This is a genomic window from Cupriavidus sp. GW823-FHT06D04, assembly GCF_058795055.1.
In genome coordinates this window covers 14775-32667 of record NZ_JBXAHL010000002.1, presented here as the reverse complement: position 1 = coordinate 32667, position 17893 = coordinate 14775, and the positions used below count along the sequence as shown (strand labels likewise).

General features: G+C 66.5%; 16 protein-coding genes. 4 read left to right on the top strand and 12 right to left on the bottom strand.

Features of this window, described 5'->3' with window-relative positions; all coding sequences use genetic code 11:
• Positions 1–108 precede the first annotated feature (108 nt).
• Both AC1Q7H_RS03795 and AC1Q7H_RS03790 read left to right on the top strand, forming a co-directional pair.
• Positions 109–1086: an NAD(P)H-dependent flavin oxidoreductase gene (locus AC1Q7H_RS03795; protein ID WP_114133818.1), complete on the top strand. Its 978-nt coding sequence runs from the start codon at positions 109–111 to the stop codon at positions 1084–1086.
• Positions 1087–1218: 132 nt separating this feature from the next.
• A complete protein-coding gene (locus AC1Q7H_RS03790) occupies positions 1219–1587 on the top strand; it encodes a YbaN family protein (RefSeq protein WP_013955390.1) in 369 nt (122 codons plus the stop codon).
• A 131-nt stretch (positions 1588–1718) separates the two neighbouring features.
• Here AC1Q7H_RS03790 and AC1Q7H_RS03785 read toward each other — a convergent pair whose 3' ends face one another.
• The 7 genes from AC1Q7H_RS03785 to AC1Q7H_RS03755 form a co-directional block, all read right to left on the bottom strand.
• Complete coding sequence (locus tag AC1Q7H_RS03785; RefSeq protein WP_013955389.1) at positions 1719–2969, bottom strand: phenylacetate--CoA ligase family protein; 1251 nt, start codon at positions 2967–2969, stop codon at positions 1719–1721.
• A gap of 92 nt (positions 2970–3061) precedes the next feature.
• A complete protein-coding gene (locus AC1Q7H_RS03780; protein WP_010814873.1) occupies positions 3062–3880 on the bottom strand; it encodes an ABC transporter ATP-binding protein in 819 nt (272 codons plus the stop codon).
• Positions 3881–4073: 193 nt separating this feature from the next.
• Positions 4074–5411, bottom strand: a complete 1338-nt coding sequence (locus AC1Q7H_RS03775) for an ABC transporter substrate-binding protein (protein ID WP_013955388.1) — start codon at positions 5409–5411, stop codon at positions 4074–4076.
• Positions 5412–5502: 91 nt separating this feature from the next.
• Positions 5503–6579 (bottom strand): branched-chain amino acid ABC transporter permease, encoded by a 1077-nt coding sequence (locus AC1Q7H_RS03770; RefSeq protein WP_013955387.1) that lies wholly within the window; start codon positions 6577–6579, stop codon positions 5503–5505.
• Between the two features lie 24 nt (positions 6580–6603).
• On the bottom strand, positions 6604–7518 hold the full coding sequence (locus AC1Q7H_RS03765) for a branched-chain amino acid ABC transporter permease (RefSeq protein WP_013955386.1): 915 nt from the start codon (positions 7516–7518) through the stop codon (positions 6604–6606).
• An 11-nt stretch (positions 7519–7529) separates the two neighbouring features.
• Positions 7530–8492: an ABC transporter ATP-binding protein gene (locus tag AC1Q7H_RS03760; protein ID WP_013955385.1), complete on the bottom strand. Its 963-nt coding sequence runs from the start codon at positions 8490–8492 to the stop codon at positions 7530–7532.
• Positions 8493–8506: 14 nt separating this feature from the next.
• Positions 8507–10465, bottom strand: a complete 1959-nt coding sequence (locus AC1Q7H_RS03755) for an AMP-dependent synthetase/ligase (RefSeq protein WP_492378414.1) — start codon at positions 10463–10465, stop codon at positions 8507–8509.
• Positions 10466–10741: 276 nt separating this feature from the next.
• On the opposite strand from AC1Q7H_RS03755, the gene AC1Q7H_RS03750 reads away from it, so the two are divergent.
• On the top strand, positions 10742–11410 hold the full coding sequence (locus tag AC1Q7H_RS03750; RefSeq protein WP_013955382.1) for a Crp/Fnr family transcriptional regulator: 669 nt from the start codon (positions 10742–10744) through the stop codon (positions 11408–11410).
• Position 11411: 1 nt separating this feature from the next.
• Complete coding sequence (locus tag AC1Q7H_RS03745; protein ID WP_211980591.1) at positions 11412–11834, top strand: DUF3293 domain-containing protein; 423 nt, start codon at positions 11412–11414, stop codon at positions 11832–11834.
• 47 nt (positions 11835–11881) lie between these two features.
• Here AC1Q7H_RS03745 and AC1Q7H_RS03740 read toward each other — a convergent pair whose 3' ends face one another.
• From AC1Q7H_RS03740 to AC1Q7H_RS03720, 5 genes are all read right to left on the bottom strand, one after another.
• On the bottom strand, positions 11882–12214 hold the full coding sequence (locus tag AC1Q7H_RS03740; RefSeq protein ID WP_013955380.1) for a hypothetical protein: 333 nt from the start codon (positions 12212–12214) through the stop codon (positions 11882–11884).
• Positions 12215–12397: 183 nt separating this feature from the next.
• On the bottom strand, positions 12398–13252 hold the full coding sequence (locus tag AC1Q7H_RS03735; RefSeq protein WP_153953181.1) for a 3-hydroxybutyryl-CoA dehydrogenase: 855 nt from the start codon (positions 13250–13252) through the stop codon (positions 12398–12400).
• A 52-nt stretch (positions 13253–13304) separates the two neighbouring features.
• Positions 13305–13742 carry an HIT family protein gene (locus AC1Q7H_RS03730; RefSeq protein WP_013955378.1) on the bottom strand — a complete coding sequence of 146 codons (438 nt, stop codon included), beginning with the start codon at positions 13740–13742 and terminating at the stop codon, positions 13305–13307.
• A gap of 141 nt (positions 13743–13883) precedes the next feature.
• Positions 13884–17174, bottom strand: coding sequence for a fused isobutyryl-CoA mutase/GTPase IcmF (gene icmF / locus AC1Q7H_RS03725; protein ID WP_211980590.1), 3291 nt, complete (start codon positions 17172–17174; stop codon positions 13884–13886).
• 281 nt (positions 17175–17455) lie between these two features.
• Entirely contained in the window at positions 17456–17794 is a 339-nt protein-coding gene (locus AC1Q7H_RS03720) for a DUF2917 domain-containing protein (RefSeq protein ID WP_211980589.1), read from the bottom strand.
• Positions 17795–17893: the final 99 nt, after the last annotated feature.

The window sequence follows — 17893 nt, the reverse complement described above, 5'->3', positions numbered from 1 at the left end:
ACCGGCATAGACTGGGGCTTCTAACGTGATCGCGCTGAAACTCCCTATAATCGAACGACCGTTCATTTAGGGCGCCCGCGAGGCCCGCCCAGTAGTTCAGGAGACACCATGCCCGCCGCCAAGCAACTGCCCCAGGCCCTGCAGAACCTGGCCCTGCCCGTCATCGCCTCGCCCATGTTCATCGTCAGCTACCCGGAGCTGGTGCTGGCGCAGTGCAAGGCCGGCATCGTCGGCTCGTTCCCGGCGCTCAATGCGCGCCCGGCGGAGCTGCTCGACGAGTGGCTCACCCAGATCGAAGGCGAGCTGGCCACCTTCAAGGCCGCCAACCCGGGCGCGCAGGTGGGCCCGGTCGCGGTCAACCAGATCGTGCATACCTCGAACGCGCGGCTGGAACACGACGTGAAGGTGTGCGTGGACCACAAGGTGCCAATCTTCATCACCTCGCTGCGCGCCCCGGTCAAGGAAATGATCGACGCGGTGCACAGCTACGGCGGCATCGTGCTGCACGACGTGATCAGCCTGCGCCATGCCGAGAAGGCGATCGAGGCCGGCGTCGACGGCCTGATCCTGGTGGCGGCCGGCGCCGGCGGCCATGCCGGCATGCTGTCGCCGTTCGCGCTGGTGGGCGAGGTGCGCAAGATCTTCGACGGCCCGATCGCGCTGTCGGGTTCGATCGCCACCGGCGAGGCGGTGCTGGCCGCGCAGGCCATGGGCGCGGACTTTGCCTACGTGGGCACGCGCTTTATCGCCTCGCAGGAGGCCCACGCGGCAGAGACGTACAAGCAGTCGATCACCAGTTCGGCCGCCGCCGATATCATCTACACCAACCTGTTCACCGGCGTGCACGGCAATTACATCCGCGAAAGCATCAGCAACGTGGGGCTGGATCCGGACAACCTGCCGGTGGCCGACAAGAGCAAGATGGACTTCTCCAGCGGCGCCTCCAAGGCCAAGGCGTGGAAGGACGTGTGGGGCGCCGGCCAGGGCGTGGGCCAGATCCACGACATCCCCACCGCCGGCGAAATCGTCGTGCGCATGAAAGCGGAGTACGATGCCGCCAAGGCGCGCCTGGGTATCGCGCGCTAAACCCCAGTCACCACCGGGCCGCTGTTGCGGCCCTTGCTCCATCCATTGCCTGGTCCTAGCCCCGCCACCCCGCCCGATTCCGCTCCAGACGCCGTCGCCACACTGAGCCGCCGGCAGCAGGCGCTGCGCGCCATGTGGGTGGTGCTGGGTGCGGCTTTCCTGCTGCTGGGGGTGATCGGCATCTTCCTGCCGGTGCTGCCAACCACGCCATTCGTGCTGCTGGCCGCGGCATGCTTCGCGCGGGGGTCCCAGCGCTTCCATGAGTGGCTGCTAGGGCATCCGCGCTTCGGGCCGCTGGTCAGCGACTGGCAGCGCTATCGCAGCATTCCCTTGCGGGCCAAATGCCTGGCGTTGTCGATGATGTGGGCGTCGATGGGGACGACCGCGTGGCTGCTGCGGGCGCGGCCGATTGCTTCGGCGGCGCTGCTGGCTTGTGCGGTGGGGGTGAGTGTGTGGATGGTCAGGCTGCCGACGCGGCCGGTGGAGGGGGGGAAGTCTTGAAAGCGCGGGCGTACTAAGGCGCGTCACTCCACGCACCGGCCCTCTCCCCCAGCCCTCTCCCGCCTGCGGGAGAGGGCTGGGGGAGACGGCCGGGGTATCAACGAAGTCGATCCTGCCAGCCGCCACCCAACTCAATCGTAGCTGCGCGCATCCTCGATCAGCTTCCCATCCTGCGGCAACGACCCCGCCGCCACGAAGGCCACTTCACCGCGCAGCCGCATCACCTCGCGCAGCGATTCCGCCACCGCACGCTGCAAGTCACCATCCTCGCGCGTAGCCTCGCAGCGCAGCGTCATTACGTCCGCGCCAGGGTCGCCAGTCACCACCAGCCGCGCCACGCGAATCTCCGGATGCCGCCGCAGCACGTCCGCCACCTGCCCCGGATGCACGAACATGCCCTTGACCTTGGTGGCCTGGTCGGCACGGCCCAGCCAGCCCTTGAGCCGGATATTGGTGCGCCCGCACGGGCTGGGCCGTTGCGACGACTCCGCCACGATGGCCGACAGGTCGCCGGTGCCGAAGCGGATCAGCGGGTAGTCGCCGTTGCCCAGCACCGTCACCACCACCTCGCCGGTCTCGCCCTCGGGCATCGGCCGGGAACCGCCGGGCTCGACGATCTCTACCAGCACGCCCTCGTCCACCACCCAGCCGTCGCCGCCCTCGGTCTCATAGGCAATCAGGCCGACGTCCGCGGTGCCATACATCTGCTGCACGCGCACGCCGCGCGCCTGGAACCAGGCCCGCAGCGACGGCGGCAACGCCTCGCCCGAGACCAGCGCCTTGGCCAGGCTGGTGCAGGGCGTGCCCAGTTCGTCGCCGCGCTCCAGCAGCAGCTTCAGGAACGACGGCGTGCCGGCGTAGGCCGTGGGCTGCAGGCTGGCCAGCGCCTGCACCTGCGAATCGGTCTGGCCGACACCGGCCGGGAACACGCAGCAGCCCAGCCGGTGCGCGCCGGTCTCCATCATCATGCCGGCCGGGGTGAAGTGGTAGGAGAAGGTGTTGTAGACCAGCTCGCCGGCGCGGAAGCCCGCCGCATGCATGGCGCGGGCCACGCGCCACCAGTCGGCGTCGTGGCCGTCGGGTTCGTGGATCGGGCCGGGCGACTGGAACACATGGCGCAACTTGCCCAGCGGGGTCGCGTTCAGGCCACCCAGCGGCGGCAGCAAGCGCTGGCGCGCGGTCAGGTCCGACTTGCGCGTGACCGGCAGCGCCGCCAGCGCCGCGCGCGAGGTCAGCAGCCGCGGATCGACCCCGCTCAGCATCTCGGCAAAGTAAGGGGCGTTGTCGCGCGCATGGGCCACCTGGCGTGCCAGGGCGGCAAGGAGCGCCTGCTCGCGGACTTCCGGCGCGCGGGTTTCGAGCGAATCGAAGTGTTCTGGCATGGTGCTGTGCGTCAGGGAATGGGATGCGGCATGCCGTCGCGCCACAGGCGCGTGGTGGCAATGCCGGATAAATTGGGTCGGCTTACGTCGGCTCAGGCCAGCCAGCGCTTCCTGCGCCGGTAGCTCTTCACATCGCGGAACGACTTGCGCCCGGCACCGTCGTCCGCATCGTTGGCGGCCACGCCCAGGTAGAACTCCTTGACATCCTCGTTGGTGCGCAGCGATTCGGCGTCGCCGTCCATCACCACGCGGCCGTTTTCCAGGATGTAGCCGTAGTCGGCATAGCGCAGCGCCACCATGGTGTTCTGCTCGGCCAGCAGGAAGCTGACGTTCTCGCGCGAATTCAGGCCGCGCACGATCTCGAAGATCTCCTCGACGATCTGCGGCGCCAGCCCCATCGAAGGCTCGTCCAGCAGGATCATCGCCGGCTTGGCCATCATGGCCCGGCCGATCGCGCACATCTGCTGCTCGCCGCCAGAGGTGTAGCCGGCCTGCGACTTGCGGCGCGTCTTCAGCCGCGGGAAGTACTCGTAGATCTTTTCCAGCTCGTCGCGCGTCTGGCCGCGCGACAGGCCGCGCGTGTAGGCGCCGGTGAGCAGGTTCTCTTCGATGGTCAGGTGCGCGAAGCAGTGGCGCCCCTCCATCACCTGGATCACGCCGCGGCGCACCAGGTCGTTGGGCGTGAGCTGGTCGACGCGGTCGCCGCGATATTCGATCGAGCCTTTGGTGACATCGCCGCGCTCGGCCTGCAGCAGGTTGGAGATGGCCTTGAGCGTGGTGGTCTTGCCCGCGCCGTTGGCGCCGAGCAGCGCCACGATCTTGCCTTCCGGCACTTCGAGCGAGACGCCTTTGAGCACCAGGATCACGTGATCGTAGATGACTTCGATATTGTTGACGGACAGAAGGCTCATGGTGCGGCTCGTGTTGGTGTTGCGGTTTCCAGCTTGCCTATTGGGTACTCCCTCTCCCTCTGGGAGAAGGTTGGGGTGAGGGCGGGCGCTGCCACGAAGTGAACGCGCTCGCTATTGCCAGCGCCGGCCCTCACCCCCGCCCCTCTCCCGCAAGCGGGAGAGGGGAGAACCCAGTCGGGATTCGGGCGGCCTCTCAAGACTTCGAACAAGCCGGAGTAATCCCCTTCTCCTTCGCGTACTGCGCCGCCGTGGCCTTGAACAGCGGGTGGATCAGGCTCTTGTTGCCCTCGATCCAGTCCGACACCACCACCCACTTGGTGCCATCCCACTGCTGGATCTTGACCTTGCCCGAACCCTCGTGGTTGTCGCAGCTGGTCTTGATCTCGGGCAGCAGGCCGGTGGCGCCGAGTTGCTGCAGGCGCGCGTTGGTCAGGTTCAGGTTCTCGAAGGCCCAGCGCATCTGCTCGCCGGTCATGGGCTTGCCCTTGCCGAACTTGGCCTGTGCCACGCGCACCGCTTCCACCGTCACCACCGCCGCCGACACGCCGCGGTTGTACAGCACCGAACCCACCTTGTTCTTGTCCTGCATATTGCCCTTGCCGGCACCGTAGACCACCTTGTCGATATCGGCGATCAGCGGCACGTTGCGGCCCGCCACGTTCCAGGTGGCGCTCATGTAGCCCTTGGACGCATCACCCGCCGGCACCGTGTCTTCTTCCGAGCCGGCCCACCACGAGCCGATTATCTTGTCGCGCGCAAAGCCCACCTTCTGCGCGGCCTTCAGCGCGGTCTGGTTCATCACGCCCCAGCCCCAGAAGATCACGTAGTCGGGGTTCTCCTGGCGGATCTTCAGCCACTGCGCGCCCTGCTCGTTGCCCGGGTGCGCCACCGGGATCTCCACCAGGTTGAACTTGCCCAGCTTGGCCTCGGCCTGCAACGCCACGATCGGCTCCTTGCCATAGGCCGAGTCGTGGTACAGGTAGACGATCTTCTTGCCGGCCAGCGAGCCGCCGTTCTTCGAGGCCAGGTACTTGACGATGGCCGAGACCTGCATCTGGTACGTGGTCACCAGCGGGAACGCGTACGGGAACACCGAGCCATCCACCGCGTCGGTGCGGCCGTAGCCCATCATCACCAGCGGCACCTTGTCGGCGGCGGTCTTGTCGACCAGCGCGTACGAAATGCCGGTGGACATGGCGTGGTAGGCGGTGCCCTTGGTGGTGGCGTTCTTGGACTTCAGGCGTTCATAGCACTCCACGCCCTTGGCGTTGTTGTACTCGGTCTCGCACTCTTCCCACGACAGCTTGACGCCGTTGACGCCGCCTTCCTTCAGATTGACGTAGTTGAGGTAGTCGATGAAACCGCCATACCAGGACTGCCCGTTGGCGCCATACGGCCCCACGCGGTAGCTTGGCAGCGCCACGAACTGCTCGTTGCTCTGCGCCATGGCCGGCGCCGCCGGCGCCAGCAGTGCCGCCGCGGCGCTGACCACCAGGGCGGCGCGTTGCACATTGCGAATCAGGTTGGTCATGACAGTCTCCATCGCCCTCAAGGGAGCGTTTCGTTATGCGTAAGCTTCAGAACTTCACACAGGAACTGCGGTAACACAGGCACCCCTCCCGTCAATGAGGGAACGGCCACAGCCTCAGCTTTTCCTTGGCGATCTGCCACAGCCGGGCCAGCCCGTGCGGCTCCACGATCAGGAAGAAGATGATCAGCCCGCCGAACACCATCAGCTGGATGTGCGACACGGTGGCATTGGTGAACGGCAGGTGCAGCAGCGCGGCCAGCGGCGGCAGCACGTTGTCCAGGAAGATCGGCAGCAGCAGGATGAAGGCCGCGCCCAGGAACGAGCCCAGGATGCTGCCCACGCCGCCGATGATGATCATGAACAGCACGCGGAACGACAGGTCCAGCGAGAAGCCGTCGGGCTCGACCGAGCCCAGGTAGCAGAACGCATACAGCGCGCCGGCCACGCCGCAGTAGAACGAGCTGACCGCGAACGCGAGCAGCTTGGTGCGCATCAGCGGGATGCCGATCACCTCGGCCGCCACGTCCATGTCGCGCACCGACATCCACGCGCGCCCGGTGGCCGAGCGCACCAGGTTCTTGGCGGCCAGCGCCAGCACCGTGACGATGGCCAGCACGAACAGGTACTTCTTCAGCGGGGTGTCGATGGCGACGCCGAACAGGTCCAGCCGCTGCGCCGTAATCACGCCCGACGAGCTGTTGTTGGAGAACCAGGGGAACTTGGTCAGCGCCCACACCACGAAGAACTGCGCCGCCAGCGTCGCCACGGCGAGGTAGAAGCCCTTGATGCGCAGCGACGGCAGGCCGAAGGCCACCCCCACCAGCGCCGCCGACAGCCCGGCCAGCAGGAATGACAGCAGCACCGGGATGCCTTCGATGCGCAGCTGGAAGTTGTAGGCCGCGTAGGCGCCCACGGCCATGAAGGCTGCGGTGCCGAGCGACAGCTGGCCGGCATAGCCGGTCAGGATATTAAGGCCCAGCGCCGCCAGCGAGAAAATCAGGAATGGGATCAGGATGGCCGAGAACCAGTACTCCGACCCGACGAACGGGATCGCCACGAAGGCCACGGCCATCAGCACGGCAAAGCCGATGCGGTCCTGGCGGATGGGGAAGATCTGGCTGTCGGCGACGTAGCTGGTCTTGAACTGGCCGGCTTCACGATAAAACATGGTAAGTCTCCTGTGCGAAGTCGGTCAGACGCGATCGATGTGTTTCTCGCCGAACAGCCCTTCGGGGCGGACCAGCAGGAACAGCAGGGCGAACACATACGGGAACCACCCTTCGATGCCGCCGAAGTTGCCCCCGAACATCGACTGGAACACCGGCGGGATATAGATCTCGGCCAGCTTCTCCGAGGCGCCGATGATCAGCCCGCCGACGATGGCGCCCGGCACCGAGGTGAAGCCGCCCAGGATCAGCACCGGCAGCGCCTTGAGCGCGGTCAGCGTGAGCGCGAACTGCACGCCATTGCGCGAGCCCCACAGCATGCCGGCCACCAGTGCAACGAAGCCTGCCACGCCCCAGACGATGGCCCAGATGTTCTGCAGCGGGATGCCCAGCGACAGCGCCGCCTGGTGGTCGTCGGCCACCGCGCGCAGCGCGCGGCCGACCTTGGTGTACTGGAAGAACAGCGCCAGCGATCCCACCAGGACGCCGGCGATGGCCGCCGCCGCGATGTCGAACTTGGACAGCACGATATTGAAGTTGGTCAGGATCGATTCGATCGGCTCGTCGACGATGCCCAGGTTGATCGGGCGCACTTCATTGCCGAACAGCAGCGGCCCCAGGCCTTCGAGGAAGAATGATAGCCCGATGGTCGCCATGAACAGCGTGATCGGCGGCTGGTTGACCAGCTTGCGCAGCACGAAGCGCTCGGTGCTCATGCCGACCAGGATCATCACCACGAAGGCGCCGATCACCGCGGCCCACATCGGCAGGCCCTTGTCCATCAGCCCCACCACCGCCAGCGCGGCGAAGTACACCATCGCGCCCTGCGCGAAGTTGAACACGCCTGAGGCCTTGTAGATCAGCACGAAGCCCAGCGCCACCAGCGAGTACATCAGGCCCGAGAGCAAGCCGCCGATCAGGATTTCAAAGAAGAACGTCATGGTTCAGAGCCTCAGTGCGAAGTGCCCAGGTACGCCTTGATCACGTCAGGGTTGCCCTTGACCTCGTCCGGCGTGCCGTCGCCGATCTTCTTGCCGTAGTCGAGCACCACCACGCGGTCGGAGATATCCATCACCACGCCCATGTCGTGCTCGATCAGCACGATGGTGGTGCCGAACTGCCGGTTCACATCCAGGATGAAGCGGCACATGTCCTGCTTCTCTTCCACGTTCATGCCGGCCATGGGCTCGTCCAGCAGCAGCATCGAGGGCTCGGCCGCGAGCGCGCGCGCCAGCTCCACGCGCTTCTGCAGGCCATACGGCAAGCGCCCCACCGGGGTCTTGCGGATCGACTGGATCTCGAGGAAGTCGATCACTTCCTCGACCTTCTGGCGATGGCGCATCTCTTCGTTGCGCGCCGGGCCCCACCACAGCGCGTGGGCGAAGAGCCCGGTGCGGAACTGCGTGTTGCGCCCGGTCATGATGTTGTCCAGCACCGTCATGCCCTTGAACAGCGCGATGTTCTGGAAGGTGCGCGCAATGCCCTGGCGCGCCGCGGCGGTCGGGTGCATCTGCTTGCGCTCCTCGCCGCGGAACACGATGCGTCCCTGCTGCGGGTGGTAGACGCCGTTGATCACGTTGAGCATCGAGCTCTTGCCGGCGCCGTTGGGGCCGATGATGGCGCGCACCTCGTGCTCGCACACATCGAACGAGATATCGGTCAGCGCCTTGACCCCGCCGAACGACAGCGAGATATGCTGCAGGTCCAGGATCACCTCGCCGCCGGTGCGCGCCTGCTCGCCGGTGCGCTGTGCGCGCTGCGTGCCGGGATGCGCGCCGCTGTCATCCGCCAGACCCGCGGGAGACATCGGGCCTGCCGGGGCGATCGCGCCGCCGCTGCCCGTGCCGCTGGCATCCGTGCGTGCCGTCCCCGCCCATTCGCGCTGCCCCGCGCCTTGCCAGGCTACTTGCGTCATCTTGCTGCCCTCGCTCATGCCGCGCGCGCCGCCACAGGCAGGCGCTTCGCATTGACCAGCTTCAGCGTGGCCGACACGCTGCCCTCGCGCCCGTCTTCAAACTTGACGCGCGTCTCGATGAACTGCTCGGACTTGCCCGCATAGAGCGCCTCCACCAGCACGCCGTATTTGTCGGCGATAAAGCCGCGGCGCACCTTGCGCGTGCGCGTGAGCTCGTCGTCGTCCGGATCCAGTTCCTTGTGGAGGACCAGGAAGCGTGCCACCTGCGATCCGGCCAGCATCGGGTCGTTGGCCAGATCGGCATTCACCTGGTTCACGCACTCGCCGATCATTTCCAGCACGTCGGGCTGCGCGGCCAGGTCGACATAGCCGGCATACGGCAGGTGGCGGCGCTCGGCCCAGTTGCCCACGGCCTCGAAGTCGATGTTGATAAAGGCGCAGACCTGGTCGCGGTCGCTGCCGAAGGCCACCGCTTCCTTGATGTACGGGAAGAACTTGAGCTTGTTCTCGATGTACTTGGGCGCGAACATCGAGCCATCGGCCAGCTTGCCCACGTCCTTGGCGCGGTCGATGATCTTCAGGTGGCCGTCGGCGTCGATCACACCGGCGTCCCCGGTCATGAAGTAGCCCTCGTCGTTGATGGCCTCGCGCGTGGCGTCGTCGCGCTTGTAGTAGGACTTGAGCAGGCCCACGCCGCGCACCAGCACCTCGCCGTTGTCGGCGATGCGGATTTCCATGCCGGGCGCGGCCGGCCCTACGGAATCGAACTTGACCTTGCCGTCCGGCTGCAGGCACACATAGGCGCAGGTCTCGGTCTGGCCGTAGAACTGCTTCAGGTTCACGCCGATCGAGCGGTAGAAGCGGAACAGGTCCGGTCCGATCGCCTCGCCCGCGGTATAGCCCACGCGGATGCGGCTCATGCCCAGCACATTGCGCAGCGGGCCGTAGACCAGCACTTCGCCCAGGGCGTAGCGCGCGCGGTCCGCGAGCGATACCGGCTGGCCGTCAAGGATATCGGTGCCGCAGCGCTTCGCCACATCCATGGCCCAGTGGAACAGCTTGCGCTTGATCCAGCCGGCATCCTCCATGCGGATCATCACCTGCGTCAGCAGCCCTTCATAGATGCGCGGCGGCGCAAAGTAGTAGGTGGGGCCGATCTCGCGCAGGTCGGTCATCACCGTTTCGCGCGATTCCGGGCAGTTCACCGTGAAGCCCGCCACCATCGCCTGCGCGTAGGAGAACAGGTTGTCGCCCACCCATGCCATCGGCAGGTAGGACAGCACGTCGTCGTCAGCGCTCAGCTTGTCGAAGGCGCAGCCGTTGCGCGCCGCGCCGATCAAGCCGTAGTGCGAATGGCATACGCCCTTGGGCTTGCCGGTAGTGCCCGACGTATAGAGGATGATCGCGGTGTCTTCGGGCTGGCCGGCGGCGATGGCCTCGTCATAGAAGCCCGGGTGCGCCTGGTCGAACTCGCGGCCCAGTTCCTGCAGCCGTTCATAAGACATCAGCGACGGGTGGTCGTAGTCCATCAGGCCGCGCGGGTCTTCAAAGATGACGTGGCGCACGGCGCGGCCGGACTCGGCCAGCTGCGCCTCCACTTCCAGCAGCTTGTCGACCTGCTCCTGGTCCTCGACGATGGCGAACTCGATTTCCGCATCGTTGAGCACGTAGACCATCTCGTTGGCGATGGCGTCCTGGTACAGCGGCACCGGCACGCCGCCCAGCGCCTGCGCCGCGGTCATGGCCCAGTACAGCCGCGGGCGGTTGTCGCCCACCACCGCCAGGTTCATGCCGCGCCTGAAGCCGAGCGCGGCCAGCCCGCAAGCCAGCGCCCTCACCTGCTGGGCCGCCTGGGCCCAGCTGTATGTCTGCCAGATGCCGAGATCCTTCTCGCGGTGAGCCGGATGATCCGGCCGCTGCTGGGCGTGCGCCAGCAGCCATCGCGGGAAGGTCGTCGCCGACGATTCCTGCATCGCTGTCTCCTGTCCCTCCGGCGTGGGGATCCACGCCCGGTGTCAAGCGCCGGTCCGGTCGTTATACTTGGCTTGCTTTGCCCGGCAGCAATTGCCGCCCGGCATCAAGCCCGGTGTGCCTTGCATCAGGCCGCCGGGAAGGCTTGCGCCTTGCCCCGGCGTGCCGCTGGTGGCACCCGCGGTTCCGTTGTGATCGTACGATAGCCCATGCCAACAACCCCGGTTGTCACGCCGGTGACAATTCCGGGTTAATCCCTACGGGAGCTTCTGCAGGCCATGCTGAACGATTTTGTCGACCGCTGCGTATGGGCAGCAGACCTGAGCCCCGAGCAGCGCGAACGCGTGCGCCGCGCCATGTTCGTGCACGAGTACACCCAGGGCGACTACGTCTGTCACAAGGGTGACATGGCTGAGCACTGGATGGGCGTGCTCGAAGGCATCGTCAAGATCACCACGGTGTCGCCCTCGGGCAAGTCGGTCACCTTCACCGGCGTGCCCACCGGCGGCTGGTTCGGCGAAGGCGCGGTGCTCAAGTCGGAAATCCGCAAGTACGACGTGATGGCGCTGCGCCGCTCGACCATCGCCTTCCTGCCGCGCGACACTTTTCTGTGGTTGCTGGATACCAGCCTGCCGTTCACGCGCTTCCTGCTGACGCAGTTCAACGAACGCCTGGGACAGTTCATCGCGGCGGTGGAATATGAACGGCTGCTCGACATCGATTCGCGCGTGGCGCGCGCGGTGTCGTCGCTGTTCAATGAGCACCTGTATCCGGGGATCGGCACGACGCTGGAGATCTCGCAGGAAGAGATCGGCCTGCTTGCAGGCATTTCGCGCCAGCGCGCCAACCAGGCGCTCAAGGTGCTGGAACAGCAGGGCCTGGTGCGGGTGGACTACGGCGTGATCGAGGTGCTGGACCTGGAGGGGTTGCGCCAGTACGGCGAATAACATGGCCAGCGCCATCGATGCCGCCACGCTGCAGGCCTATCGCGAGACGCATTACCGCGTGCTGGGCGACCTGCCGATGATATTGCTGGTAGACCAACCCAGCGCCCCGCTGGCGGCGCTGCACCGCGCGCTGGGCGTGGCATCGAGCGCCTTCATTACCGCCGCCAACCCGTTCAGCCTGCGCTGCGACGACGACGCCAACGCACGGCGCCAGCAGGCGCTGGCGCGGGACGTGGCAAAGATGGGGTTGCGCGCAATCGAAGCCGCCGGCGAGCATCCTGCCAACGGCTGGCCGGCAGAGCCGAGCTTCCTGGTGCCGGGGCTGTCGCTGGAGGATGCCCGGGCACTCGGCGAGAAATACGAACAGAACGCGGTGGTCTGGAGCGGCGCGGACGCGGTGCCGCGTCTGGTGCTGCTGCGCTGAACGCCGCGACGCGCCGCGTCGTGGCGGCGCGTCAGCCGGCGAGAGGGTCAGTGGCCGTGGCCGCGGTGCCCGTGCCCATGGCCGTGGCCGCGCCCGTAATGGCGATCGTAGTCCCGATAGTGATGAGAGTGGTGATGCCGCCCGCGCCACTCACCGCGGCCATACCAGCGGCGTCCGTCCCAATAGCGGTCGCCATGCCAGCCGTGGTAGCGCGGCGCATAGACCACGGGCGGCGGAGGCGCCACATACACAGGGGCCGGGGCCACATAGACCGGCGCGCCGACCTGCACGCCCACATCCACATGAGCCATCGCCGAACGGGCCGCCAGCAGGGACATTGCGCCCGCGAGCAGCGCAGCAAAGAGAATCGGGTGAGCCATGGAACTTGTCTTGTCGTAAACGGAACGGTGCACTCTACCGCGCATTCCTGTTACCGGATGCGGCGGAGTGTTTCGGCATATAACGCCGTGTAAGCGGGATTTGGCGGCGACCGGAACCGGCACCGGAAAAAGCGGCGGCCGCCCGCAGGCGGCCGCCGTGCCACGCAGCAAGTGCCGGGAAGCTTACTTGCTATAGACGTACACGCCGCGGCCGGTCTTGCGGCCCAGGTAGCCGGCAGCCACCATCTCACGCATCAGCATCGCCGGGCGGTACTTCGGATCGGCAAACTCCGTGTACAGCACTTCCATCACGGCCAACATGGTGTCCAGGCCGATCATGTCAGCCAGCGCCAGCGGGCCGATCGGGTGGTTGCAGCCCAGCTTCATGCCTTCATCGATCTCTTCCGGCGAGGCCAGGCCTTCGCCCAGCACGCAGAAGGCCTCGTTGATCATCGGGCACAGGATGCGGTTGACGACGAAGCCCGGGCTGTTCCTGACCGTGATCGGGTACTTGCCGAGCTGCTTCGACAGGGCCTCGACGGCGGCATGGGTGGTGTCGCTGGTCTGCAGGCCGCGGATCAGTTCCACCAGCGCCATCACCGGCACCGGGTTGAAGAAGTGCATGCCGATAAAGCGGTCGGCGCGCGAGGTCACGGCGGCCAGCTTGGTGATCGAGATCGACGAGGTGTTGGACGCGATGATCACGTTCTCGCCGACGATGCTGTCGATCTGCTTGAGAATCTTGACCTTCAGGTCGTAGTTCTCGGTCGCGGCCTCGATCACGATATCAGTGGCCTTGAGATCGTCGTACGAGGTGCTGCCCTTGATGCGCGCCAGCGCGCTGGCCTTGTCGGCCTCGGTCAGCTTTTCCTTCTTGATCAGCCGGTCCAGGCTGCCCGCCACGGTGGCAACACCCTTCTGCACGGCGGCATCGCTGATGTCGACCATCACCACGTTGAGACCTACCACTGCGCAGGCCTGGGCGATGCCATTGCCCATGGTGCCGGCACCGACGATGCCCACTGTCCTGATGCTCATCTTGTCTTCCTCTGCTTGGTTGGATTGCTGATAAATCGGTTCAGGCGCGGGTTCAGGCGCCCTGCTCGCGCAGCGCGGCAATGATGCGCTCGGCATGACCCTTGAGCTGTTCCGGGTCCTGCATCTCGCGCGCGTGGCCGCGCAGGGCACTGTCGGCATAGCGCGGCACGATATGGAAATGCACGTGCGGCACGGTCTGGCCCGCGGCCGCGCCGTTGAACTGGCCGATGGAGATGCCGTCGGGCGCAAACGCCGCGCGCACCGCGCGCGCCACCCGCTGCGTGGCAACGATGGCGGCCTGCGCGCCCTGCTCGGACAGGTCGAACAGGTTGACCGCGGCTTCCTTGGGCACCACCAGCGTATGGCCGTCGGCCTGCGGCATGATGTCCATGAAGGCGATGGTGTCGTCGTCCTCGTAGACCTTGATGCACGGCAGCTCGCCGCGCAGGATCTTCGCGAAGATATTGGTCGGGTTGTACTGGGTGTCCATGATCTTTGGCTTGCTTTGTCTCGAATACGTTTGCCGTGGCGCGGGCGCCGGCACAGCCTTCGAGTGTAACGCAGGGCGGCCCTTCACTGCGGCCGCCCTGCGCGGTAATCGGGCACTGCTTGCTACGCGGTGCCGCCGGCTCTACATATTGCGCCGGTATTGCCCGCCCACCTCGAACAGCGCGTGCGTGATCTGCCCCAGCGAGCAAACCCGCACTGCGTCCATCAGCACCGCGAATACGTTCTGGTTGTCGATCACCGCCTGGCGCAACTGCGCCAGCATGGCCGGGGCCTCGGCCGCATGGGCCTGCTGGAACGCCTGCAGGCGGTCGAGCTGGCTCTGCTTCTCGGCCTCGCTGGAGCGCGCCAGTTCCAGCTTCTGCGGGGTCGGGTCGCCGTCCGGGTTGCGGAACGTGTTCACGCCGATGATGGGCAGCGTGCCGTCGTGCTTGAGCTGCTCGTAGTAGAGCGACTCTTCCTGGATCTTGCCGCGCTGGTAGCCGGTCTCCATCGCGCCCAGCACGCCGCCGCGCTCGGCGATGCGCTCGAACTCCTGCAGCACCGCCTCTTCCACCAGGTCGGTCAGCTCTTCGATCAGGAAGCTGCCCTGGTTGGGGTTCTCGCATTTGGCCACGCCCCACTCGCGGTTGATGATCAGCTGGATCGCCAGCGCGCGGCGCACCGACTCGCCGGTGGGCGTGGTGATGGCCTCGTCGTAGGCGTTGGTGTGCAGCGAATTGCAGTTGTCGTAGATCGCGATCAGCGCCTGCAGCGTGGTGCGGATATCGTTGAAGTCGATCTCCTGCGCATGCAGCGAGCGGCCCGAGGTCTGAATGTGGTACTTGAGCTTCTGGCTGCGCTCGTTGGCGCCGTACTTGTCGCGCATGGTCACGGCCCAGATGCGGCGCGCCACGCGGCCCAGCACGCTGTACTCGGGGTCCATGCCGTTGGAGAAGAAGAACGACAGGTTGGGCGCGAAATCATCGATATGCATGCCGCGCGCCAGGTACGCCTCCACATAGGTGAAGCCGTTGGACAGCGTGAACGCCAGCTGCGAGATCGGGTTCGCGCCGGCCTCGGCGATGTGGTAGCCGGAGATCGACACCGAGTAGAAGTTGCGCACCTGGTGGTGGACAAAGTACTCCTGGATATCGCCCATCACCTTGAGCGAGAACTCGGTGGAGAAGATGCAGGTGTTCTGGCCCTGGTCTTCCTTGAGGATGTCCGCCTGCACCGTGCCGCGCACGTTCTGCAGCACCCAGGCGCGGATCTTGGCTTCCTCGTCTGCGGTGGGCTCGCGCTGGTTGTCGGCGCGGAACTTGTCGAGCTGCTGGTCGATGGCGGTGTTCATGAACATCGCCAGGATGGTCGGGGCCGGGCCGTTGATGGTCATCGACACCGAGGTGCTCGGGCTGGTCAGGTCGAAGCCGTCGTACAGCACCTTCAGGTCGTCGAGCGTGGCGATCGACACGCCGGAGTTGCCGACCTTGCCGTAGATGTCGGGGCGCACGTGCGGGTCTTCGCCATACAGCGTGACCGAGTCGAACGCCGTCGACAGGCGCTTGGCATCCATGCCTTCGGACACCAGCTTGAAGCGGCGGTTGGTGCGGAAGGCATCGCCCTCGCCGGCGAACATGCGCGTGGGGTCCTCGTTCTCGCGCTTGAAGGCGAACACGCCGGCGGTGTAGGGGAAGCTGCCGGGCACGTTCTCGCGCATCAGCCACTTCAGCACCTCGCCGTCATCCTCGAAGCGCGGCAGCACCACCTTGCGCACCTTGGTGCCGGACAACGTGGTGGTGACCAGCCCCGTGCGGATCTCCTTGTCGCGGATCCTGACCACGTATTCGTCGCCGCTGTAGGCTTCGCGCATCTGGGGCCACATCGCCAGCAGCTTGCGTTCGACCTGGCCCAGCGCGCTGTCGCGTTCGGCGGCCAGCGCGTCCAGCGCCGCGCCATCGCCTTGCGCGGCCTGCAGCATGCGGCTCGATTCACGCAGCTGCTGGCGCTCACGCGCCAGGCGGCTTTGCGTCATCACGCGGCGGTGGTAGCCGCGCACCGTGTCTGCCAGTTCCGCCAGGTAGCGGCTGCGCGCCGGCGGCACGATCACATTCTGGCCGGTGGAGATGCGCCCCGCCTGCGCCGGCAGCACGCCCGGCTGCAGCTTCAGGCCGCGTTCGGCCAGCGCCGCGCGCAGTCCCTGGTACAGCATGGTCACGCCATCGTCATTGAAGCGCGACGCCTGCGTGCCGTACACCGGCATGTCCTCGGCCTTGCCGTGCCATTGCTCGCGGTTGCGCTGCACCTGCTTGGCCACATCGCGCCACGCGTCCTGCGCGCCCTTGCGGTCGAACTTGTTGATGGCGACGAAGTCGGCAAAGTCCAGCATGTCGATCTTCTCGAGCTGACTGGCTGCGCCGAACTCGGGCGTCATCACATAGAGCGACAGGTCGACGTGCGGCACAATGGCTGCATCGCCCTGACCGATGCCCGAGGTCTCGACGATCACCAGGTCGAAACCGGCCACCTTGCACGCGGCGATCACGTCCGGCAGCGCCTGCGAGATCTCCGAGCCCGCCTCGCGCGTCGCCATCGAGCGCATGAAGATGTTCGGGTGGTTGATCGCGTTCATGCGGATGCGGTCGCCCAGCAGCGCGCCGCCAGACTTGCGCCGCGACGGGTCGATCGAGATCACGGCGATGGAGAGCGCATCCTGCTGGTCCAGCCGGAAGCGGCGGATCAGTTCGTCGGTCAGTGACGACTTGCCGGCGCCGCCGGTGCCGGTGATGCCGAGCACCGGAATCGATGCCTGCTTTGCCTGCGCATGCATCGCGCCCACCAGCGCGGGATCGGCCTTGCCGTTCTCCAGCGCGGTGATCAGCTGGGCCAGCGCGCGGCGATCGCCACGGGCAACGGGTTCCAACGTGGCCGGCGCATAGCGCGACAGGTCGATGTCGCAGCGCTGCACCATGTCGGCAATCATGCCGGCCAGGCCCATGCGCTGGCCGTCCTCGGGGCTGAAGATGCGCGCCACGCCGTAGGCCTGCAGCTCGCGGATCTCGTCCGGCACGATCACGCCGCCGCCGCCGCCAAAGACCTGAATGTGCTCGCCGCCCTTCTCGCGCAGCAGGTCGACCATGTACTTGAAGAACTCGACATGTCCCCCCTGGTAGCTGGAAATCGCGATGCCCTGCGCGTCTTCCTGCAGCGCCGCCGTCACCACTTCCTCGACCGAGCGGTTGTGGCCGAGGTGGACCACCTCGCAGCCATGCGACTGCAGGATGCGGCGCATGATGTTGATCGAGGCGTCATGGCCATCGAACAGCGACGCCGCCGTGACAAAGCGCACCTTGTTGACCGGACCGCGGCCTTGCACAGTGGGCTTGGGCTGGGGCGCACCGCGGCGCACATCATGCACATCGGAAAGGTCGGTCATTGTCTCCACCGTTTCTGGTGTTGGCTGCTGCCGCGGCGTGCGCCGGACGTGCCGTTTTGTGCCGGCTTGGCTGCAAATGCGCGGGCTGCGCCCCGGGTCGGGGCCGATCGATTATATGAAGTTGACGTTAACGTAAAGCAATGGGGCGGAACCCCGATACCGGCGTGCGTGGGGCGGGGCAGTCCTTATAGAGTAGGCGCCCGCGGCAGGCGCCGCGCAAGCCCCCGGGCAAACAAAAGGCCACCCGCAGGTGGCCGTTCCGGCACAGCGTGAGTGGCCGCTCAGGCCCAGATCCTCGGGCACTCCCCGAACGCATCGGTGCTGTGCTCCTCCACCCGGTGCCGCATCGCCCGCAGCCACGCCGCCAGCCGCCGCAGCGACCACGGCGCCGGCACCTGGGCCAGCGCGAAGCGCGCGCCCGCGCCATCGCCCGACAGCCACACCCGGTAGCCCTCCGGCAACGGCAGTTCGGCGCCCGGCTCCAGCCAGATGTCAGTGGGATTGCCTTCCACCGTCACCCACAGCTTGCCCACCGCCGCGCAGACGGTCTGCCCGTAACCGGCGCGCCAGCTCACTGGCTGTCCGGGCTCGTCCAGTTCGAAAGTCCGTAGTTCGCGCATGTCGCACTCCTCATCAGCCCGGCGGTCTGGTCCGGTGCCGACTCCTGGACGCCGAATGACCACAGGAGCCGGCGCCTTTCTCCGCCATGCTTCCATTAT